22 protein-coding genes, 1 tRNA gene and 1 pseudogene are annotated in these 20,261 nt (G+C 73.2%); 8 read left to right on the top strand and 16 right to left on the bottom strand.

The window, feature by feature from the left end:
• The first annotated feature begins 109 nt into the window (after positions 1 to 109).
• Entirely contained in the window at positions 110 to 2,200 is a 2,091-nt protein-coding gene (locus tag ACFYU9_RS18140; RefSeq protein ID WP_389206938.1) for an MDR family MFS transporter, read from the top strand.
• 184 nt (positions 2,201 to 2,384) lie between these two features.
• Here ACFYU9_RS18140 and ACFYU9_RS18145 read toward each other — a convergent pair whose 3' ends face one another.
• The 3 genes from ACFYU9_RS18145 to ACFYU9_RS18155 are packed head-to-tail and all read right to left on the bottom strand — an operon-like array spanning position 2,385 to position 3,919.
• Positions 2,385 to 2,831, bottom strand: a complete 447-nt coding sequence (locus ACFYU9_RS18145) for a YchJ family protein (RefSeq protein ID WP_389206940.1) — start codon at positions 2,829 to 2,831, stop codon at positions 2,385 to 2,387.
• A gap of 56 nt (positions 2,832 to 2,887) precedes the next feature.
• Positions 2,888 to 3,481 carry a GNAT family N-acetyltransferase gene (locus ACFYU9_RS18150; RefSeq protein ID WP_389206942.1) on the bottom strand — a complete coding sequence of 198 codons (594 nt, stop codon included), beginning with the start codon at positions 3,479 to 3,481 and terminating at the stop codon, positions 2,888 to 2,890.
• A gap of 48 nt (positions 3,482 to 3,529) precedes the next feature.
• Complete coding sequence (locus ACFYU9_RS18155; RefSeq protein WP_389206944.1) at positions 3,530 to 3,919, bottom strand: VOC family protein; 390 nt, start codon at positions 3,917 to 3,919, stop codon at positions 3,530 to 3,532.
• 17 nt (positions 3,920 to 3,936) lie between these two features.
• Between ACFYU9_RS18155 and ACFYU9_RS18160 the strand changes: the two genes are divergently transcribed.
• Both ACFYU9_RS18160 and ACFYU9_RS18165 read left to right on the top strand, forming a co-directional pair.
• Positions 3,937 to 5,280 (top strand): 6-phospho-beta-glucosidase, encoded by a 1,344-nt coding sequence (locus ACFYU9_RS18160; RefSeq protein WP_389345360.1) that lies wholly within the window; start codon positions 3,937 to 3,939, stop codon positions 5,278 to 5,280.
• A 71-nt stretch (positions 5,281 to 5,351) separates the two neighbouring features.
• Positions 5,352 to 7,268, top strand: coding sequence for a M64 family metallopeptidase (locus ACFYU9_RS18165; RefSeq protein ID WP_389345361.1), 1,917 nt, complete (start codon positions 5,352 to 5,354; stop codon positions 7,266 to 7,268).
• A gap of 116 nt (positions 7,269 to 7,384) precedes the next feature.
• On the opposite strand, the gene ACFYU9_RS18170 is transcribed toward ACFYU9_RS18165, so the two are convergent.
• From ACFYU9_RS18170 to ACFYU9_RS18180, 3 genes are all read right to left on the bottom strand, one after another.
• Complete coding sequence (locus ACFYU9_RS18170; RefSeq protein ID WP_389206950.1) at positions 7,385 to 8,188, bottom strand: SAM-dependent methyltransferase; 804 nt, start codon at positions 8,186 to 8,188, stop codon at positions 7,385 to 7,387.
• Between the two features lie 74 nt (positions 8,189 to 8,262).
• Complete coding sequence (locus ACFYU9_RS18175; protein WP_015037566.1) at positions 8,263 to 8,499, bottom strand: DUF397 domain-containing protein; 237 nt, start codon at positions 8,497 to 8,499, stop codon at positions 8,263 to 8,265.
• Positions 8,500 to 9,363: a helix-turn-helix transcriptional regulator gene (locus ACFYU9_RS18180; RefSeq protein ID WP_389206952.1), complete on the bottom strand. Its 864-nt coding sequence runs from the start codon at positions 9,361 to 9,363 to the stop codon at positions 8,500 to 8,502.
• Positions 9,364 to 9,636: 273 nt separating this feature from the next.
• Between ACFYU9_RS18180 and ACFYU9_RS18185 the strand changes: the two genes are divergently transcribed.
• From ACFYU9_RS18185 to ACFYU9_RS18195, 3 genes are read left to right on the top strand one after another with little or no spacing between them, the layout of a single operon-like run.
• Positions 9,637 to 10,074 carry an ATP-binding protein gene (locus ACFYU9_RS18185; protein ID WP_389206954.1) on the top strand — a complete coding sequence of 146 codons (438 nt, stop codon included), beginning with the start codon at positions 9,637 to 9,639 and terminating at the stop codon, positions 10,072 to 10,074.
• 5 nt (positions 10,075 to 10,079) lie between these two features.
• Positions 10,080 to 10,541, top strand: coding sequence for a hypothetical protein (locus ACFYU9_RS18190; RefSeq protein ID WP_389206955.1), 462 nt, complete (start codon positions 10,080 to 10,082; stop codon positions 10,539 to 10,541).
• 36 nt (positions 10,542 to 10,577) lie between these two features.
• Positions 10,578 to 11,294 (top strand): class I SAM-dependent methyltransferase, encoded by a 717-nt coding sequence (locus tag ACFYU9_RS18195; protein WP_389345362.1) that lies wholly within the window; start codon positions 10,578 to 10,580, stop codon positions 11,292 to 11,294.
• A gap of 45 nt (positions 11,295 to 11,339) precedes the next feature.
• Here ACFYU9_RS18195 and ACFYU9_RS18200 read toward each other — a convergent pair.
• The 5 genes from ACFYU9_RS18200 to ACFYU9_RS18220 all read right to left on the bottom strand — a co-directional run bounded on the left by ACFYU9_RS18200 (position 11,340) and on the right by ACFYU9_RS18220 (position 14,628).
• Positions 11,340 to 11,427 (bottom strand) — tRNA-Leu (locus ACFYU9_RS18200).
• An 89-nt stretch (positions 11,428 to 11,516) separates the two neighbouring features.
• Positions 11,517 to 11,984 carry a hypothetical protein gene (locus ACFYU9_RS18205; RefSeq protein WP_389206959.1) on the bottom strand — a complete coding sequence of 156 codons (468 nt, stop codon included), beginning with the start codon at positions 11,982 to 11,984 and terminating at the stop codon, positions 11,517 to 11,519.
• 92 nt (positions 11,985 to 12,076) lie between these two features.
• Positions 12,077 to 12,739, bottom strand: a complete 663-nt coding sequence (locus tag ACFYU9_RS18210; protein WP_389345363.1) for a class F sortase — start codon at positions 12,737 to 12,739, stop codon at positions 12,077 to 12,079.
• A gap of 125 nt (positions 12,740 to 12,864) precedes the next feature.
• Entirely contained in the window at positions 12,865 to 13,530 is a 666-nt protein-coding gene (locus ACFYU9_RS18215) for a hypothetical protein (RefSeq protein ID WP_389345364.1), read from the bottom strand.
• A 153-nt stretch (positions 13,531 to 13,683) separates the two neighbouring features.
• Positions 13,684 to 14,628, bottom strand: coding sequence for a beta-ketoacyl-ACP synthase III (locus ACFYU9_RS18220; protein WP_389206965.1), 945 nt, complete (start codon positions 14,626 to 14,628; stop codon positions 13,684 to 13,686).
• A gap of 233 nt (positions 14,629 to 14,861) precedes the next feature.
• Here ACFYU9_RS18220 and fdhD point away from each other — a divergent pair, with 233 nt between their 5' ends.
• Positions 14,862 to 15,725: a formate dehydrogenase accessory sulfurtransferase FdhD gene (fdhD, locus tag ACFYU9_RS18225; protein ID WP_389206967.1), complete on the top strand. Its 864-nt coding sequence runs from the start codon at positions 14,862 to 14,864 to the stop codon at positions 15,723 to 15,725.
• Positions 15,726 to 15,800: 75 nt separating this feature from the next.
• Here fdhD and ACFYU9_RS18230 read toward each other — a convergent pair whose 3' ends face one another.
• From ACFYU9_RS18230 to ACFYU9_RS18240, 3 genes and pseudogenes are all read right to left on the bottom strand, one after another.
• Positions 15,801 to 16,184 (bottom strand): (2Fe-2S) ferredoxin domain-containing protein, encoded by a 384-nt coding sequence (locus ACFYU9_RS18230; protein WP_389206969.1) that lies wholly within the window; start codon positions 16,182 to 16,184, stop codon positions 15,801 to 15,803.
• Entirely contained in the window at positions 16,181 to 16,726 is a 546-nt protein-coding gene (locus ACFYU9_RS18235) for an isochorismatase family protein (RefSeq protein ID WP_389206971.1), read from the bottom strand. Before ACFYU9_RS18235 ends, ACFYU9_RS18230 begins: the two co-directional genes overlap by 4 nt.
• Positions 16,727 to 16,865: 139 nt before the next feature.
• Positions 16,866 to 17,297: pseudogene (locus ACFYU9_RS18240) on the bottom strand (MarR family winged helix-turn-helix transcriptional regulator); the annotation flags it as partial.
• 154 nt (positions 17,298 to 17,451) lie between these two features.
• Here ACFYU9_RS18240 and ACFYU9_RS18245 point away from each other — a divergent pair.
• Complete coding sequence (locus ACFYU9_RS18245; RefSeq protein WP_389345365.1) at positions 17,452 to 18,378, top strand: zinc-binding alcohol dehydrogenase family protein; 927 nt, start codon at positions 17,452 to 17,454, stop codon at positions 18,376 to 18,378.
• 65 nt (positions 18,379 to 18,443) lie between these two features.
• On the opposite strand, the gene ACFYU9_RS18250 is transcribed toward ACFYU9_RS18245, so the two are convergent.
• Together ACFYU9_RS18250 and ACFYU9_RS18255 are read right to left on the bottom strand one after the other, a co-directional pair.
• Positions 18,444 to 19,025 (bottom strand): GNAT family N-acetyltransferase, encoded by a 582-nt coding sequence (locus tag ACFYU9_RS18250; RefSeq protein ID WP_389345366.1) that lies wholly within the window; start codon positions 19,023 to 19,025, stop codon positions 18,444 to 18,446.
• Positions 19,026 to 19,034: 9 nt separating this feature from the next.
• On the bottom strand, positions 19,035 to 20,228 hold the full coding sequence (locus tag ACFYU9_RS18255; protein WP_389345367.1) for a bile acid:sodium symporter family protein: 1,194 nt from the start codon (positions 20,226 to 20,228) through the stop codon (positions 19,035 to 19,037).
• Positions 20,229 to 20,261 lie beyond the last annotated feature (33 nt).

Genomic DNA, 20,261 nt, shown 5'->3' on the forward strand with positions numbered 1-20,261 from the left:
GGACCCCGCGAGGACCTGAAAACGATCCGGCGAGGACCTCGTCCGGGTCCCTTACCGGTTCGGGTGTACTCCGGATGCGGGACACCGCCGCCGGTGTGACTCTGCGAGAGTGACGACCACCAGCGAAGCAGCGCCCGCTCCCCCGGCCGCCGAGCCCCCGGTGCTCGACAGGCGCCAGCGCAACATCGTCTTCGGCACGATCATGCTCGGCGTCCTCCTGGCCGCGCTCGACCAGACCATCGTCGGCACCGCCCTGCCGACGATCGTCTCGGACCTGGGCGGTGCCGCGCACATGTCATGGGTGGTCACCGCGTACCTGCTCGCGGAGACCGTGGCGACCGTCCTCGTCGGCAAGTTCGGCGACCTGTTCGGCCGCAAGGTGATCTTCCAGATCTCGGCGATCGTCTTCATCACCGGCTCGTTCCTGTGCGGTCTCGCCACCAACATGACGCTGCTGATCGTCTGGCGCGGCCTCCAGGGCATCGGCGCCGGCGGCCTCATGGTCACCTCGATGGCGCTGATCGCCGACGTCATCCCGCTGCGCGAACGCGGCAAGTACCAGGGCGCGATCGGCGCGGTGTTCGGCGTCTCGACGGTCATCGGACCGCTGCTCGGCGGCCTGTTCACCGACCACCTGAGCTGGCGCTGGGCGTTCTACGTGAACGTGCCCATCGCCGTCCTCGTCGTCATCGCCGCCGCCCGCTCCATCCCCTCCGTGCGCTCCGCGAGCCGCCCCGTCATCGACTACCTGGGCATCGCGCTCGTCGCGATCGGCTCCAGCGCCCTGATCCTGGCGACGAGTTGGGGCGGCAACCAGTACGCGTGGGGCTCGGCCGTCATCATCGGCCTCTTCGCCGGCGGGTTCGTCGCGCTCGGGCTGTTCTGCTGGGTGGAGACCCGGGCGGCCGAACCGATGCTGCCCATGAGGCTGTTCCGCAACCCGGTCTTCACCGTCTGCTCGGTGCTCAGCTTCGTCGTCGGCTTCGCCATGCTCGGCGCGATGACCTTCCTGCCGACCTACCTCCAGTACGTCGACGGCGACTCGGCCACCATCTCCGGCATCCGCACCCTGCCGATGGTCGTCGGCCTGCTCATCGCCTCCATCTTCAGCGGCAACGTGGTCAGCAAGACCGGCCAGTACCGGATCTTCCCGATCGTCGGCTGTCTGGTGATGGGACTCGGGCTCTATCTGCTGTCCCTGCTGGAACCGAGCACCAGCACCTGGCTGGCGTCGCTCTACATGTTCGTGCTCGGCACCGGCATCGGCCTGTGCATGCAGGTCCTCACCATCGCCGTGCAGAACACCGTCGACTACGCCGACCTCGGCACCGCCACCTCGGGCGTCACCTTCTTCCGCACGCTCGGCAGCTCCTTCGGCACCGCCGTCTTCGGCACCATCTACACCAACTCCCTCAAGCCCAACCTCACCGAGGGCGTCGCCCGCGCCTCGGCGATCGGCGCCCGCCTCGGGCTGCCGCCGGCGGGCGTGGCCCGGGCCGCGCAGAGCCCGGCCGGCCTGCACAAGCTGCCCGACCCGGTGGCGGCACCGATCGTGCAGGCCTACTCGGACACCCTGCACACCGTCTTCCTGTGGACCGTGCCGGTGGCCGGCGTCGGCTTCGTGGTGGCGCTCTTCCTGAAGCAGGTCGCGCTCCGCGACACCGTCCGCTCCTCGTCCACCGACATGGGCGAGGGCTTCGCCTCCCCCACCACCACCGGCGACTCGGCCAAGCTGCTCGAACTGTCCGTCGGCCGGATCATCCGGCGCACCGACCTCGACACCGCACGGCGGATCGTCGACGCCTCCGACACCCGGCTCGACATGGCGGGCGCGTGGGCGGTCATGCAGGTGGAACTCTTCACGCGCACCGTCGGCCACGCCAGCCTCGGCCTGATCTCGGCCGGCCGCCGGGTGCCGCCAGAGGTGCTGCTTCCGGTCTTCGACCGGATGGTCGACGAGGGCTTCCTGACCCGGGACGGCAATCTGCTGTCCCACACCGGAGCGGGCAAGCGGGAGGCCGATGTCATCACCAAGGCCTGGGGCGACTGGCTGTCCGACCGCATCGAGCAGGAACGCGGCCGCCCCAGCGGTCCGGAACTGCGGGCGGCGACGGACGCCATCGCGAAGAAGCTGATCGCGGAGGACCTGGCACAGGGGCTGCCACGGGAGGAGGAGACGGTGGGCACCGCGGCGCGGTGACCTGGATCCAATGTCCGGGATCCAGGATCCGGGATCCGACGTCCGGGATCCAGGATCCGACGTCCGGGATCCGACGTCCGGGATCCAGGATCCGGCATCGCGGATCCAGGCGGCAGGAGGTTGGATCCAGGATCCGAGATCCACGATGCCGGACATCGAATCCTGGATCCAGCCCGCCCCGGCCTCAGTCCAGGAACTCGCCGTCCACGTACACCCACGCCCCCTCGTGCCGCGCGAACCGGCTCCGCTCGTACAGTTCGCCCGCCGCGCCGCCGTGCGTGTAGCCGGCCCGGAAGGTCACGGTCCCGTGCTGGTGGAAGGCCGTGCCGTCGCCGGTCTCCTCGATCGTCAGACCGGTCCACCGCATCGCCGGGTCGAAGTCGACGTCCGCGGGCCGGGTCTCGGGCGCCCACGTGCGCAGCAGATACGCCTCGTCGCGGACGACGAAGGCGCTGTAGCGCGAGCGCATCAGCAGCTCGGCCGTCGGGGCGGTGGCGGGGCCGGTGTGGAAGCGGCCGCAGCACGCGCCGTAGGCGGCGTCGAGTCCGCAGGGACAGGGCGACTCGGCGGTCACGGCGGGCGCGGCGGCGGGGCGGGCCGTACGGGCGGGGCGGGTCTTGCGTCGGGACATGCGCTCATTGTCGCGCGCCGACGGTCACCCGCCCCGCCGAGGTGCGGTTCAACCGGTCAGCGCGGGTCGCGCCACATCGACCAGAGGACCGGGCCGCCGCCGGGGAGCGCGAACTCCTCGCGGACGGTGAAGCCGAAGTGCTCGTAGACCGGGAGGTTGGCGGCCTTCGAGGACTCCAGGTAGACCGGCAGGCCCGCCGCGTCGGCCTTGGCGAGCCCCGAGCGCAGCAGCGCGGCGCCCTGGCCGGTGCCCTGGGCGGCGGGGTCGGCGCCGATGAGCGCCAGCGACCAGTGCGGTTCCTGCGGCGTGTGCCGGGCGGCGGTCTCGACGGCCTCGCGGAACAGGCCGGCGCGGTCGCCCAGGATGCCGATCAGCTCTCGTATGGTCGCGTCGTCGGGCACGGCCTTGTCCTGGGCGTCCGCCGGCACCCAGAAGGCGGCCGCGTCCGCCGTGCGCTCGCAGACGCCGTTGAGGGCGTACTGCCGGGTGAAGATCGTGGAGAAGTAACGCCCCAGGGTCGCCTCGCGGGTGGCGTCCTCGGGGAAGAACCAGCGCATCATCGGGTCGTCGTCGAAGGCCCGGGCCAGCGCGCCGCTGATCGCCGGGGCATCGTCGAGCACGGCCGTTTCGGGCATGTTCGTTATCGCCATACGCGGCATTCTGCCCACAAACGATCTTGAACGCCCGACCGGGGGTCCCTACGGCCGGTAACGCAGCGGATGCCCCTCCGGCACCTCCACCACCGCGATCCGCACGCCGTCCGGATCCGCCAGCCACATCTCGATCAGTCCCCACGGCTCGGTGACCGGTTCGCGCAGCACCCGCACGTCCTCCTTCCCGCGCAGCTCCTCGTACACCGCGCGCACGTCCGCCACCTGGAGCCAGAGCCGGAGCTCGGGCACCGGGGGCGGGGCGGCGGCGCGGCCGGAGAGTTCGAGGAAGCCGCCGCCGAGGAAGTAGACGGTGCCGCGCTCCGGTCCGGTGCCGAACTCGCGGTAGACCGCGAGGCCGAGCGCCTCGCCGTAGAAGCGGCGGGACCGTTCGGGGTCGGCCGGGCGGAGCAGAATCCTGCTGCTCAGTACGTGCATCCCGGTAGCGTACGACCATGAAACTGACGATTCTCGGAGGCGGCGGATTCCGGGTGCCGCTCGTGTACGGCGCCCTGCTCGGCGACCATGCCGAGGGGCGGGTCACTCATGTCACGCTGTTCGACCTGGACTCCGGGCGCCTGTCGGCGATCGCCCGGGTGCTGGCGGAGCAGGCGGTGGGGGTGGCCGACGCCCCGGTGGTGAGCGCGACGACGGATCTCGACGAGGCGCTGCGCGGCGCGGACTTCGTGTTCTCGGCCATTCGGGTGGGCGGGCTCGCGGGCCGGGCCGCGGACGAGCGGATCGCGCTGGCCGAGGGGGTGCTGGGGCAGGAGACGGTGGGCGCGGGCGGTATCGCGTACGGGCTGCGGACGCTCCCCGTCGTGACGCACATCGCGCGGCGGATCGCCGAACTCGCCCCGGACGCCTGGGTCATCAACTTCACCAACCCCGCCGGCATGGTCACGGAGGCGATGTCGCGGATCCTCGGCGACCGGGTGGTCGGCATCTGCGACTCGCCGGTGGGCCTCGGCCGCCGGGTGGCGCGGGTCCTCGGCGCGGATCCGCGGGAGGCGTGGATCGACTACGTGGGCCTCAACCACCTCGGCTGGCTGCGGGGGTTGAAGGTCGGCGGACATGACATACTGCCGCGGCTCTTCGAGGACGAGCGGCTGCTCGGCTCGTTCGAGGAGGGGAAGCTCTTCGGGACGGAGTGGCTGCGCTCGATCGGCGCGATCCCGAACGAGTACCTGCACTACTACTACTTCAACCGTGAGGCGGTCCGCGCCTACCAGGAGGCGGAGAAGACCCGCGGCGCCTATCTCCTGGACCAACAGGCCGGTTTCTACGAGGAGATGGAGAAGCCGGACTCCCCGGCCCTGTCCGCCTGGCAGCGCACGCTCGCCGACCGGGAGGCGACCTACATGGCGCACAACCGGGAGGCGGCCGGGGTCGGCGACCGGGCCGAGGAGGACCTGGAGTCGGGCGGCTACGAGAAGGTGGCGCTCGCCCTGATGCGGGCCATCGCGCGCAACGAGCGGGCCACGCTCATCCTCAACGTCCGCAATCGGCACACGCTTTCGGTGCTCGACGCGGACGCCGTGATCGAGGTGCCGTGCTTCGTCGACGCGGCCGGCGCCCATCCGGTGTCGGTGGATCCGCTGCCGTATCACGCGGTGGGTCTGGTGACGGCGGTGAAGGCGGTGGAGCGCGAGGTGCTGGCGGCGGCGGAGAGCGGTTCGCGGGCGACGGCGGTGAAGGCGTTCGCCGTGCATCCGCTGGTCGACTCGGTGGCGGTGGCCCGCAGGCTGGTCGACGGCTACACGGCCGAGCACGCGGGCCTTGCCTATTTGCGCCACTGAGACACTTCGCCGAGATGGACGACTGACGAACATCTTTACGATGCCGGGGGCGCGGCCTAGGCTCGCGCCCCATGACTCACCGGCGACGCAAGCGCTTCCGCAGCGGGGTGGCCCGGCTGGCCGCGGGCTGTCTGCTGGCCGCGGGACTCGTGACCACGGGCACCGCGGCCGTCGGCAGCCCGGCCCTCGCGGAGTCCGGCGGTGCCACCGTCGTGGCCGTCCAGACCACGGGGCCGGCGGAGCGGCGGTTCAACCTGGTGGTGCTGGGCGACGGGTACACGTCGGCGGAGCTGCCGAAGTTCCGGGCGGACGTGGAGCGGCATCTGGGCATGCTGTGGAGCGTCGAACCGTTCGCGTCCTACCGCTCGTACATCAACGTGTGGGCGGTGGAGGTGCCGTCGAAGGACTCGGGCGTGGACTGCGATCCGGGGCTCGGCGCGCCGGCCCGGGACACCGCGCTCGACATGGGCTTCTGGGGCGGCTGCAATCCGGGCAGCGTGCAGCGGCTGCTCACCGTCGACAGCGGCAAGGCGGCCGGGTACGCGGACCTGGTGCCGGGCACCGGCCGCGCCAACCGGCAGATCGTGGCGCTCGCCAACAGCTCCACCTACGGTGGCGCGGGCGGGAGTTACGCCACCGCGTCGGGCGGCAACGCGCTGTCGGCGCTCATCACCCCGCACGAGATCGGCCATTCGCTGGGCGGCCTCCAGGACGAGTACGACTACTACGGCCGCGGAGTCCCGGGCGGCACGTACGAGGGCGGTGAGCCGTCCTCCGTCCATCACACGCTGCTGACGGAGGAGCAGATGCGGGAGCGGCGGGCCAAGTGGTGGCGCTGGCTGGGCGAGCCGAGCGAGTCGGGCGGGGTCATCGGCCGCCACGAGGGCGGCCTCTACAGCACCCGCGGCGTCTGGCGGCCGAGCCGGCACTCCATGATGAAGACCCTGGGCTACGCCTTCGACCAGGTGGAGCGCGAGGTCATGGTGCAGGCGATCTCGGCCAAGGTGGACCTGGTCCAGGCGCACACCCCGAACGCGGCGCCGATCGGTGCCGACCGCACGGTGTGGGTGGACACCCTGCACCCGGTGGGCGGTGAACTCGCCGTGTCATGGCGGCTGGACGGCCGACCGCTGACGACGCGTGGCGCCCGTACGGTCGACCTGCGCGCCCTGGACCTCGCGGACCCGGGCCCGGCCGGGGGGCGTACGCACACGCTGACGGCGACCGTCACCGACCCGACGCCGTTCGTCCGCGACCCCGCGGTGCGCGCCTCGGCCGCCCTGACCCGTACGGTGACCTGGACCGTGGACCCCTCGCTGACCACGCCCGAGGACACCGGTCTCCGGCCGGAGTTCACCGGCCACACGGCGACCACCGCCCCGGTCGGCGCGCGGTCCGTGGTCCACGCCGACACCACGCACCCGGTGCGCCGGACCCTCGCCGTGCGCTGGACGCTCGACGGCCGGACGGTGCCGAACCCGGGCAACGACCGTGATCTGGATCTGGGTTCGCTGGGCCTCTCCCCCGGCTCGCACGCCCTGACCGCCCGGATCCCCGGCACGGGGCGGGAGTTGAGGTGGACGGTGGACGCGACCGCCGCCACCGCCGCGTACGAGCTGTCGAAGCCGCTGGAGACGGTCAGCCGGCCGGGCCGGGACGTCGAGTACGTCTACGACGGCGAGTTCACGATGCGGCTGACCGCGCGGGACGACCAGGAGGGCGCCGTGGTGAGCCAGTTCCGGGTGGACGGCGACGGCTGGTACACGTACTACGGCTGGCCGGCCGACGCGTCGGCGCCGTTCCGCTTCTCGCCGTCGGGCACGGTGATCGACGGCCTCGTCTACGGCAAGCTGGGCCGCAGCAGGGCGGTGCCGTGGGACGACGCGACGCCCGACTACGGCACCCACACGGTCGAGTACCGCACGGTGGACGCGGCGGGGAACACCGGCCCGGCGCGGCGCTTCCTGGTGACACTCCGCAAGCCGTAAGGCCGTAAGGCCGTGATGTCGTGAGGGCGTGGCGGCAGGTACGGCGAAGGGGCCCCGCCGTCGGAACGGTGGGGCCCCTTCGCCTTGCGGCGGTACGGAAGCCGTACGGAACGGGGTCAGCGCTTGCGGCCGACCGCCGCCCAGCCCGGGATCGGGTCGTCGCCCTGGACCGCGACGGGCTCGCCCAGCTCCGGGTGCCACTCGGCGGTGAGCGAGACGCCCGGCTCGACCAGGTCGAGGCCGTCGAAGAACGCGGCCAGCTCGTCGCGCGAGCGGGGCCGCAGGGTCAGGCCGCGCGCCTTGTACATGGCGGCCGCCTTCGCCGCGCCCTCGGGGTCGAAGTCCCCGGTGACGTGCGAGAGGACCAGGTAGCTGCCCGGGGCGAGCTTGTCGACGAGCTTGGCGACCAGGTCCTGCGCCCCGTCCTCGTCGCCGAGGAAGTGCAGCAGCGCGAGCATCGACAGGGCGATGGGCTGGTCGAAGTCAAGGACCTTCCCGGCCCTTTCGAGGATGAGCTCCGGGTCGCGGGCGTCCGCCTGGATGTACTCGGTGGCCCCGTCCGGGGTCGAGCGCAGCAGCGCGGCGGCGTGCGCGAGCACGATCGGGTCGTTGTCGCAGTAGACGATGCGGGCCTCCGGCGCGGCCTGCTGCGCGATCTGGTGCAGGTTGGGCTCGGTCGGGATGCCGGTGCCGATGTCGAGGTACTGGCGGACGCCGTGGGCGCTGAGCCAGCGGATGGCGCGGTGCATGAAGGCGCGGTTGACCCGGGCCATGTCGCGGCCGCGGGCGTCGACGGTGAGGAGCTGGCGGGCCATCTCCTCGTCGACGGGGTAGTTGTCCTTGCCGCCCAGGAACCAGTCGTACATCCGCGCGGGATGCGGCTTGCTGGTGTCGATGTGCACGGGGTCCTGGGGGGTCATCGGCTCTCCTCGGCGGGTCGAACGGTGGCGCTTACAGCAAGTGTTACGCGATGTGAGAGGCGGGACGGAAGAGGTCAGGTGAGCAGGAAGTCAGCCTGACCGGATTTCGCCCCCTGGATGAACGCGGCGATCTCTCCGTGGGTGTAGATGAGCGCGGGTCCTTCAGGGTCTGCGGACTGTCGCACGGCGACTCTGCCGTCGGCCAGCTTCATGGCCTCGACGCAGTTGCCCCCGTTCCCGCCGCTCCACGGCTTGTGCCAGCCTTCGGCACCGAGCTCAGCGGCGGGCATGCCGTTGTATATGCGATCCATTCACAGCTCCTTGCGGAGGTCCCGGAGGATCTCCTTCGTGCGTTGTGCAGTCGCGGCCTGGGCCGCCATCCGGTCCATGACCTCGAGGTGGGAGGCCACCTCGGGGCGCGCGTCGAGGTAGACGGCGCCGGTCAGGTACTCGCTGTAGACCATGTCCGGGAGTTCGGGCATGGCGAACCGGAAGAGGACGAACGGCCCGTAGGTGCCGGGGTGGTGTCCGGACGCGAAATCCGCGATCTGCAGGGTGACGTTCGGCAGCTCCGACGCTTCGAGCAGCCGGTCGAGCTGGGCGCGCATCACTTCGGGCCCGTCGCCGACCGGTCGGCGGAAGACCGTCTCGTCCATGATCACCCAGAACTTGGGCGCGTCCTCCCTGGTGAGCAGGGACTGGCGCTCCATGCGGAGGGCTACATGCCGTTCGATCTCCTCGGCATCACTGCCGCCGACGGCCCCGCTGAGCAGAATGGCACGGGCGTAGTCCGCGGTCTGCAGCAGACCGGGGACGAACTGCGGTTCGTAGGCCCGGATGAGGCTCGCGGCCCCTTCCAGGCTGACGTACATCGAGAACCAGCCGGGCAGCACGTCGTGGAACCGCTGCCACCAGCCGGGGAGGTTGGCCTCCTCCGCGAGGGCGACGAAGCCCTCGGTCTCGGAGTCCGGGATGCCGTACGCCTTCAGCAGCAGCTGTACGTACGGGATCTTCAGCGCGACCTCGGCCATCTCCATGCGGCGGATCGTGGCCGGAGCCACCCGCAGGATCTTGGCGGCCTCTTCCCGCTTGAGGCCGGCGCGCTCGCGCAGATCCTGCAGCCGCTTGCCGAGGACTACCTGTCCCACCGTGGGGGCGGACCGCGGCTCGCTCACTCTGAAGACCTCCCCGACGCGCTGATTTCGAGGAGAGTGTGCCACGAACCCGGCCAGAGAGAACACCGCACTCTGCAATTTTCAGAGTGCCACTTGCCAAGTGTCCGAGTCGGGAGCACAGTATTCCGGTGAACCAGTACGCATGCCGACCGGCGATTCGCCACGCCGGCATGCGTATAGCGGTATGTGTACGGCACTCCTGCCCACAGTTGTGAGGATCCGGTCGTGGCTTCTGGTAACGCGCACGCTTCAGGTCTCATGAGCCCTCGCGTCATGAGCCAGCGCCCACGGCCCCACACCCCTCACGTCGACGAACGCCGCTTCGCCTTCGAGCTGCCCGCGCGCACCGAGTCGGTGGCCCGCGCCCGCCGGCTCGCCGAGGAACGGCTCATCCTGTGGGGCTGCGGCCCGGACATACGTGACACCGTCGCGCTCGTCGTCTCCGAACTCGTCACCAACGCCGTCGTGCACACCGCCAGCGGGCGCGTCGTGTGCGAACTGCGCGAGGGCCAGGACCGGTTGCGGATAGCCGTGCGCGACGAGGGCGGCCCGGCCGGGCCGCGGATGCGCGAGTGCGGCGAGGAGGAGCGCGGCCGCGGGCTCATCCTGGTCGACGCCCTGTGCAGCGCGTGGGGCGCGGACCGCACCGGCCACGGCACGGCACAGGTCGTCTGGGCGGAACTCGCGCACGGCATGGGAGAGCCGTGCTGAGGTCCATGGCGGCACTGCTGGTCCCGCGCGCCCGCCGGAGCCCCGGGAACGGCTCCGGATCCTCCGCCGGCGCCGGAAGGCGGCTGCTGCCCGCGCCCGTCGGCCAGACCCGGCTGCGGGTCCCCGTCGACCTGCCGGCCACCCTGGGCTGCGACGCCGTCGGCGTGCCCGCCCGCTACGGCTTCCGCATCCTGTCCCGGCTGCCCGCCAAGGGCTGTGTGTACGCGGACAGCCACTGGTGGTGGTGGCTGGTCCCGGCCGGCTCCGACGCGGACCTGACCTGGCCGCTGCCCGCCTGCTACGCCGCCGGCGCCGCGATCCCCGACCGCGGGCCCCGGCTCATCCACCACCCCGACGGCGGCTCCCCGTACACCCCGCCGATCCCGCTCTACCTGCTGATCTGCCAGCTGACCGGGACCGCCCCTTCGTGGAGCGTGCCGCCGCCGCAGGTGCGCAGCGCGCTCTGAGACACGGCGTGCTCCCGGGGCCGTAGGGTCGGGGACATGTTCTCCCCCGAGGGACCCACGCTCCGCGAGCTGACCCGTCAGGCGCTGTCCTCGGTCGAGCACGGCTACGACCTGCTCGCGGCCACGTTCGACGCCACCCCGTTCCGCACCCCGGACCGGCTGCTCACGGCGGTCGCCGAGACCCTGGAGCCGCTCGGGCCCTTCGACTCGGGCCTCGACGTCTGCTGCGGCACGGGCGCCGGGTTCGGCGTGCTGCGCTCGGTGTGCGCGGGCCGGATCACCGGCGTCGACTTCAGCGCCGGCATGCTCGCCGAGGCCCGCCGCGCCCACCCGGACGCCACCCTGGTCCGCGCCGACGCCCTGGCCCTGCCCTTCGCGCCGGCCTTCGACCTCGCCGTCAGCTTCGGCGCCTTCGGCCACTTCCGCCCCGCCGAGCAGCGCGCGCTCTTCGCCCAGGTCCACGCCGCCCTGCGCCCCGGCGGCACCTTCGCCTTCCCGCTCCCGGCCCCGCCGCGCGTGGGCTCGGCGCCCTACTGGACGCTGCTGGGCTTCGACGCGGCCATGCGGCTGCGCAACGCCGTGTGGCGGCCGCCGTTCGTCATGTACTACCGCACCTTCCGCCTCGCCGACGTGCGCGCGCGGCTCGCGGACGCGGGTTTCGCGGTGGAGCTGCTGCCGGTCGGGCCGCTGGGCCTGCGGGAGGACGGGAGCCCGCGGTGCCGGCTGGTGGTGGCGCGCAAGCACCACCCGTAGGAGGAAACGCGGAAGGCCCCTGACTTTCGTCAGGGGCCTTCCGGCTGGTGTCCGAGGGGGGACTTGAACCCCCACGCCCGATAAAGGGCACTAGCACCTCAAGCTAGCGCGTCTGCCATTCCGCCACCCGGACCGGGTGTGCCGTCCCGGGGTGTGTTCCCCGCGGCGACATGGATAACTCTACCAGGGGTTCGAGGCGGCTTTCACCAGCGTTTTCCGTGGTCAGTGGGGTGAGGCCGCCTTGTTGTCCTTGATCCAGTCCCGGTCGTCCTGCCAGCCGTACAGGGTGTGGCCGTCCGCGTACGCGTAGTAGAGGCCGCAGCGTGCGGTGGCCTTGGCGCGGGCGTCCTTCGGGAGCCAGTCCGGGGTGAGGGCGGGCGCGGGGCGGGGGGTGTCGGGCGTCAGGACGGTGCAGCCCGCGGGGAGGGCGGCGGCCGGCAGGGCGGCCTTCAGGGCGCGGTCGCCGCCGGTGGTCCTCATCGCGTACTCGACGGAGCCGGCCTCGTCGGGCAGCCAGCGCGGGACGGAGGCCCGGTCGGCCTTGGCGGCGGCGCCGGTGGCGTACGAGCCGTACTCGTCGTGGCGGCCGTCCCACCAGTCGGAGACGGCGGGGGCGGCGACGAGCCCGGTGAAGGCGAGGGCGGCGAGGGCGCCGCCGGCGGTCAGGGCGGTGAGGGTGCTGCGCTTCATGTGTTCCATCGTCGAGTCCGCTTCCGGCGGGTTCCGTACGCCGGTGGTGCCGTTCCGCGTACGACTCCGGGCGCACGGGCCGGGGGCGCCCCCTAGGGGGCGGACGGGCTCCGCGGGAGCACGGAGGTCAGGCGGGCGGAGACGACGACGTTGCCCGCGTAGCCGCCGTCCTGCGAGTACGGGCCGCCGCAGGTGATCAGGCGCAGTTCCGGGCTGCCGGTGGAGCCGTAGACGCGCCGGGCGGGGAAGCCCTCCTTGGGGACGACCTCGATGCCGTACACGGTGAAGACCGCCGTGCGCCCGTCGGCGCGCGCGATCTCGACGCGCTGTCCGCGGGCGAGCGCGCCGAGGTCGTAGAAGACGGCCCGGCCGTCGGGGGTGTCGACGTGGCCGACGACGACCGCGGTGCCGCGTTCGCCGGGGGTGACGGAGCCGGTGAACCAGCCGGCGAGCTCGCGGTCGTACGGGGACGGCGCCTCGATCCAGCCGTCGGCGTCCAGGCCCACCCGGACCACGGGCGCGTCGACCCGGACGGCCGGCACCCGGACCCGTACGGGCGGGGAGGCGGGCAGCGGGCCGGGGGCGGCCGTGGCACCCGCCGGGACCCGCCCCGGCGCGGCGGCGGCCAGCGGCTGCGGCGGCCCGTCCGCGCGCCACTCCCCCGCGCCGCCGCGGACGAGGTGCACGCCCACCAGGAGGACGACGGCGACGACGCCCCAGGCGCCGCGCCGCCCCGGCCCGTTCGACCCCTGCACGCGTGTCCCGCCCTCTCCTCGTCGACGTCGTGAACGGCCTCGTGGACGTCCTCGTGAACGGCGCTCCTCCGCCCCGGTCCTCGTCACACCCGGGCGGAGGAGCTGTCTGGTCGGCGAGACGTCGCCTAGGACCCGGTGTTCTCGCGGCGGCGCGCCAGGACCACGGCGGCGCCGAGCGCGCCGGCGATGAGCACTCCGCCGGTGACCATCTCGGTGGTGCCGACCCCGGCCGATCCGAAGCCGGCCTTCACGCCCTTGTGGGCGCCGGTGGCTCCGCCGTCCTGGTGACCGCCGTCCTGGTGGCCGCCGTCTTGGTGGCCGCCGTCTTGGTGGCCGCCGTCCTGGTGGCCGTCGGCGGCGATGGTGAGGGTGGTGGTGCCGCGCTCGCCCTTGCAGTCGAAGGTGATCTCGTACTGGGTGCCGGCCTTGGCGTCGAAGTCGACGGTGGCGGTGCCCTCGTGACCCTCGTTCAGGGTGACGGTGTCGAAGATCCCGGAGGTGACGGTGACCGTGGGCACCTCGCAGCCGTCCGACTTGAGGGTGACGGTGCCGCCGGGGGCGACCGTCCGGGGGGTGACGGAGAAGCCGAAGGAGGTGATGCCGTGCCCGGAGCCGCCGTCGTTCTTCGGGAAGCCGCTGTTCTCCGGGAAGCCGCCGTTCTCCGGCAGGCCGCCGACCGGGCCGAGGCCGGGCCCGTCGTCCCCCTCCGCGAGGGCGGCGGGCGCGGCGAGCACGACGAGGGCCATGGGGGCGAGCAGGGCTGCGGAAGCGGCGGCACGTATCGCGCGCATGGTGGTCCTCCCGATCACGCGAGGGCGGGCGCGGAGCGTTTCCGCAGGGGGCCGGGACACGACCCTCGCCGCGATCGAAGCTAGGCCCGCCCGGGGCGCCCCGCCACCGGTCTCCGCCGAACGGGGCACGGCCGGCCTGTGGCGCGCCGGGAGCTACGGGACGCGGACGACCTGGCCCGCGTAGGAGAGGTTGCCGCCGAAGCCGAAGAGGAGGACCGGGGCGCCGGAGGGGAGTTCGCCGCGTTCGACGAGCTTGGCCAGGGCGAGCGGGACGGAGGCGGCGGAGGTGTTGCCTGAGTCGACGACGTCGCGCGCGACGACCGCGTTGACCGCGCCGATCTTCGCGGCGAGCGGCTCGACGATCCGCAGGTTGGCCTGGTGGAGGACGACCCCGGCCAGTTCCTCGGGGGCGATGCCGGAGCGCTCGCAGACCTGCCGGGCGAGCGCGGGCAGCTTGTGGGTGGCCCAGCGGTAGACGGCCTGGCCCTCCTGGGCGAAGCGCGGCGGGGTGCCCTCGATGCGGACGGCGTGGCCCATCTCGGGGACCGAGCCCCACAGGACGGGGCCGATCGCGCCGGTGTCGGTCTCGGTCGCCTCCACGATCGCGGCGCCCGCGCCGTCGCCGACGAGCACGCAGGTGGTGCGGTCGGTCCAGTCGGCGACGTCGGTCATCTTGTCCGCGCCGATGACGAGGGCGCGGCGGGCGGCGCCGGCGCGGATCGCGTGGTCGGCGGTGGCCAGGGCGTGGGTGAAGCCGGCGCAGACCACGTTGAGGTCCATGGTCGCGGGCGAGCCCATGCCGAGGCGGGCCGCGACCCGGGCGGCGGTGTTCGGCGAACGGTCGATCGCGGTGGACGTGGCGACGAGCACCAGGTCGATGTCGCCGGGGCCGAGCCCGGCGGCGGCGAGGGCCTTGCCGGCGGCGTGCGCGGCGAGTTCGTCGACGGGCTCCTCGGGTCCGGCGACGTGCCGGGTGCGGATGCCGACCCGGGTGCTGATCCACTCGTCGCTGGTCTCGACGAGGGCGGCCAGGTCGGCGTTGGTGAGCACCTTCGCGGGCTGGTAGTGCCCGAGCGCGGCGATTCGTGTGCCCGTCATGCTCGGGGCCCCCTTGCTGGTTGGTTCGCTGCCGTTTCGTTCCTGCGGCAGGACCACCCAGTCTTGCCAGCGACTGATGGGTAACAGGTGACGTAAACCACCAATATTCGCCCGGAGTGGCTGTCCGACCGTGACAAGAGGGGCAGGGGAGAAGAACAAGAGGAGAATGGGCCGGTCAGACCATCGAAGGCGTAACGAAGGCGTTCCGCCACGAAAGAATCGAGTGCGGTCACATGGGACGGGTCACCGAGCGACGGCGTGTCGTGCGCATCCGCGGCGGGGCGGTGAACTCCCGGCCGGACACGCTGGTGGCGGAGGAGCCGCTGGAGATCCGGCTGAACGGCAAGCCGATCGCGATCACCATGCGCACGCCCGGTGACGACTTCGCGCTCGCGGCCGGGTTCCTGGTGAGCGAGGGCGTGCTCGCGGCGGCCTCGGACGTGCGCGGCATCGTGTACTGCGCGGGCGCCAAGGACGACGGCACGAACACGTACAACGTCGTGGACGTCAAGCTGGCGCCGGAGGTCGTCGTCCCCGACATCACTCTGGAACGGAACGTCTACACGACCTCCTCCTGCGGCCTGTGCGGCAAGGCGAGCCTGGACGCGGTGCGCACCACGGCCCGCTTCCCGATCGCCGACACCCCGCCGCTGCGACTGACGCCGGGGCTGCTCGCGGAGCTGCCGGAGCGGCTGCGGGCGGCGCAGCGGGTGTTCGACCGGACCGGCGGGCTGCACGCGGCGGCGCTGTTCTCGGAGGACGGCGAGCTGCTCGACGTGCGCGAGGACGTGGGCCGGCACAACGCCGTGGACAAGCTGGTCGGGCGGGCGCTGCGGGAGGGGCTGCTGCCGCTGGAGCGGGCGGTGCTGCTGGTGTCGGGGCGGGCCTCGTTCGAGCTGGCGCAGAAGGCGGTGATGGCGGGCGTTCCGGTGCTCGCGGCGGTGTCGGCGCCGTCCTCGCTGGCGGTGGACCTGGCGGCGGAGACGGGTCTGACGCTGGTCGGTTTCCTGCGCGGGCACGACATGAACGTGTACGCGGGCGAGCACCGGATCGATCTGGACGCCATGGCCGAGAGCGCCGGCCAGGTCCCCGGCTAGGGATCCGGCTCGGGACCTCGGCTATTCGGCCGGCTCTCGGCGGGTTCTTCGCCCAGGTCGTCGGCGGTTCTTCGCCTAGTTCTTCGGCGGGTCGATCATCTGGAGTTCGAGGGTGGCCGGGGGCGGGGCGAGGCCCGGGCCGCCGGCCTCGGTCCAGGCGAGGACGTCGTCGAGGCAGTCGGCGTCGGCGCTCCAGCCGATCCAGGCGGCCCGGCCGCCGCGGCGCCGTCCTTCGGTGGACGGCTGCACGACCAGGACGTTGGCCTGGGCGCAGGGTCCGAGGCAGTCGCTGGTACGGACGAGCAGCCGGCCCCCGGAGGCCGCGGCGGCCGCGCGCAGCCGGGCGAGCTGGCCGTCGTGGTCCTGGCCGGGGTTCTTGCGGGCGTCGCCGCAGCAGCAGCCGCGGCAGACGACCAGGGAGCAGGGGCGGGCCCCGTACCGTATCGGCACCCGGGTCACGCGGCGCCGTCCCGCATGCCGTCCCGGGCGCCGTCGAGGGTGATCGCGCCGGCGGTGGCGACGGTGCCGAGGCGCGGGAAGTCGAACTGGACGGACGCCCGGTGCTCGTCGGCGGTGAGCGCGGTCATGGCGTCCTCGGCGAAGACGAGGTCGTAGCCGTGGTCGGCGGCGGCGCGGGCGGTGGACTCGACGCCGAGGTTGGTGGCGATGCCGCCGAACACGACGGTCGTGGCGCCGTGCTCGCGGAGCAGCTCGTGGAGCCCGGTGCCCTGGAAGCCGCCGATGGTGCGCTTGACGACGATGTCGTCGCCGTCGTGGACGAGCGAGGCGACGAGTTCGCTGCCGGGCGGCTGCTTGTCGATGCCCGGCCGCTCGACCCGGATGTGGACGACGGGCGCGCCGGCGGCGCGGAACGTGTCGGCGAGGCGGCCTGCGGTGGCGAGGACGTCGGTGCCGGGGCGGGGGGCGAGGGGCAGCGCGACGATGCGTTCCATCAGGTCGACGAGGACGAGCGCGGTGCGGCCGGGATCGAGTGCGGGCATGGGAGCACCGTATCGGCCCGGATGATCATCCCGGGTGGGGCGGGGATGTGATCCCGCCAACGGGGCCGCGGGCCGGGCCGGGGGCCGGGCCGGCGCCGGGATCCGCGCCGGGGTCGGCGCCCGGGTCCGCCGGGTCGAAGGCGATGCGGCGGAGCAGCGCGAGGAACAGGGTGCGCTCGTCGGCGTCGAGCGGGGCGAGGAGTTCCTCGTTGGCGCGGGCGGCCAGGCGCCGGCAGCGGTCGAGGAGGACGAGACCGTCGGGGGTGACGGTGATGGCGTTCTTGCGCCGGTCGGTGGGGTCGGGGGCCCGGCTGACCAGCGCGTCCGCCTGGAGGTCGTTGAGGATGCCGACCATGTCCTTGGGGTCGATGGCGAGGCTGCGGCCGAGGGCGGCCTGGGCGACGGGGCCGCGTTCGGCGACGGCGGCGAGGACGGCGTGGTGCCACATGCGCAGGCCCTCGTCGGCGAGCGCGGCGGCGACCAGGCCGCGGCCCCGGGTGGCGGCGCGGCCGAGGAGCCAGCTCGGGAGGTCGGCGATCGCGCGCGGGGCGGGAGGGGTGTCGGCGGCCATGGCCGGAAGTCTACGCCGGATCACGAGAAACCATTGGACTCCCCAACGATCGATGCCTTAGAATTTCGATCGTTGGGAACCCCAACGAATCCCCCATGGGTCGGCAAGCAATCCCCACGAGTCGTGCCGGTCCCGCTCACCGGAGGTGTCGCCCGTGCGTCGTGTCGTCCATACCGTCAGCGGTGGTCCCGAGGTCCTCTTCGTCGAGGAGGCCTCCGCCCCGCGGCCCGGCACCGGCGAACTCCTCATCCGGGTCGAGGCGATCGGCGTGAGCCTGCCCGGGGTGCGCCGGGTCCGCGGCGGCGAGCCCCAGCCGCTCGGTGGCGAGGTCGCCGGCACCATCGAGGCGCTCGGCCCGGACACCGCCGGCTCCGGCTTCGCCGTCGGCGACCGGATCACCGGCATCTGCTTCGGCCACGGCTACGCCGACCTCGCCCTGGTCCACACCGCGACGGCCTCCCGCGTCCCGGACGGAGCGAGCGCCGTCGACGCCGTCTCGCTCGTCCGCAGCGGCCTCGTCGCCCGCGGCGCCCTGGACGCGGCAGGGCTGCGGCCCGGTGAGTCCGTCCTGGTCACCGCCGCGGCCAGCGGCGTCGGCCAGCTCGCCGTCCCCCTCGCCCGGCTGCTCGGCGCGGCCCGGGTCGTCGCGGCGGCCGGCTCGCCCCAGAAGGCCGCGTTCCTGCGCGGACTCGGCGCGGACGAGGTCGTCGGCTACGACCAGGAGTCCTGGGGCGAGCCGGTCGACGTCGTCCTCGACGCGGTCGGCGGCGAGCTCCTCCCCCGCGCCGTCGCCGCACTGGCGCCCGGCGGCCGGCTGGTCGCGTACAGCTCGGGCGGCGGCACGGTCCAGGCGTACGACCTGCTCGCCGGCGCCAAGTCGGTCATCGGCTTCCAGATGGCCCATCTGCTCCGCACCCGCCCGGCCGACTACGCGGCCTGGCGCGACGAACTGTGGGCGCTGCACGCCGCCGGGCGCCTCACGCCGGCCGTCCACGCGACGGTGCCGCTGGAGCGGGCGGCCGAGGCACACGCGATCATCGAACGCCGCGAGAACCTGGGCAAGGTCGTCCTCGTGCCGTGAGCGCAACGGCCGCCGGAAGCCGTGAGCGCCGTACCGGCACCCGCAAAGGGCCCGAGGGCCCGGGCTCAGGCCCCGTGCGTCCGTACGTGCACATGCCCCTCAAGGGGGTACGCGGGCGGGCTCGCCGGCAGCACCGCGCCCAGCTCGTACCCGCACTTCTCCGCGACCCGGCAGGACGCCGTGTTGTCCACCTGGTGCAGGAGTTCCAGACGCGTCAGCCCGTCCCCGGCGAAGGTCGCGAAGGCCCAGGCCGTCAGGGCCCGCAGGGCCCGGGGCGCCACGCCCCGGCCGCGCGCGGGCGCGGTGGTCCAGTAGCCGACCGAGGCGGACGAGGCGCCCGGGGCGACGCCGTTGAGGACGACGTGCCCCACCAGCCGCGCCGCGCCGCCCTGCTCGGGCGGTTCGAGGACGGCGAAGGCGAAGCGGTCGCCCGCCTCCCAGCCGCGCCGCTGCGTGCGGACCCAGTCGACCGCTCCCGCCTCGTCGTCGACGGCCATGCTCGTCCAGCGGCGCAGGGCGGCGTCCCGGCCCGGCTCGACCAGGCCCGGGGCGTCCGCCTCCTCCCAGGGGCGCAGGCGGAGGGCGGGGGCCGACGGCAGGGCGGCCGTCTCCAGGAACACGGTGCGCTTGTCGATGATCTTGTCCACCGGCCGAGCCTACGCAGCCGAGGCCGCGCCCGTCGGCCGATCGGCCGCGATCGGCTCCGCGGACGCCGTCACCACGTCCGACCCTCCTGCCGCCACCGACACACCCGTCGCCACCGTCACGCCCGTCACCTCAGTCGCACCCGTCGCCTCAGTCGCACCCGTCGCCTCCGTCGCCTCCGTCGCCTCCGTCGCCTCCGTCGCCTCCGTCGGCTCCGGGTCCCGGGCACGGCGCCGTGCGATCACCGCGCAGACCATCAGCTGCATCTGGTGGAAGAGCATCAGCGGGAGCACGGCGAGCGAGGCCTGCGGGCCGAAGAGGATGCTGGCCATGGGAAGTCCGGCGCCCAGGCTCTTCTTGGAGCCGGCGAACTGGATGGCGATCCGGTCCGCCCGGCCGAAGCCGAGGCGCCGGGCGCCGTACCAGGTCAGGGCCAGCATCACGGCGAGCAGCACCGCCTCGGCGGCGAGCAGCAGACCGAGCCGGGCCGGGGTCACCAGGTGCCAGACGCCGCGGGTCATGCCCTCGCTGAACGCGGTGTAGACGACGAGCAGGATCGAGCCCCGGTCCACCTGGCCGAGGACCTTCTTGTGCCGGGCGACGAAACCGCCGATCCAGCGGCGCAGGAACTGCCCGGCCAGGAACGGCGCGAGCAGCTGGAGCACGATCTTCAGCATCGAGTCGGCCGAGAAGCCGCCCGCGCCGTGCCCGAGGAGCAGCGCGGCGAGCAGCGGCGTGAGGACGATGCCGGCGAGGGAGGAGAAGGAGCCGGCGCAGATCGCGGCGGGCACGTTGCCGCGGGCGATCGAGGTGAACGCGATCGACGACTGGATCGTCGACGGCACCAGGCAGAGGAAGAGGAACCCGTTGTAGAGGTCGGGCGTCAGGACCGTCGGCACCAGCCCCCGCGCCGCCAGACCGAGCACCGGGAAGAGCAGGAAGGTGCAGGCCAGCACGGTGACGTGGAGGCGCCAGTGGCGCAGGCCGTCCATCGCCTCGCGGGTCGAGAGCCGGACCCCGTAGAGGAAGAAGAGCAGCGCGACCGCCGCCGTCGAGGCGTGGTTCGCGACCGTCGCCGCCGTCCCGGAGGCGGGCAGGAGCGCGGCGACACCGACCGTGGCGAGCAGCGCCAGGATGTACGGGTCGATCGGCAGCCAGGACGGCAGCGGGGACCGGCGCGGGCCGGCCGGCGTACGGGAGCTCATCCGTCCATCGTCGTGGAGCGCCCGGCGATCGGG

This window comes from Streptomyces sp. NPDC004327, from assembly GCF_042873935.1.
GTDB lineage: Bacteria > Actinomycetota > Actinomycetes > Streptomycetales > Streptomycetaceae > Streptomyces.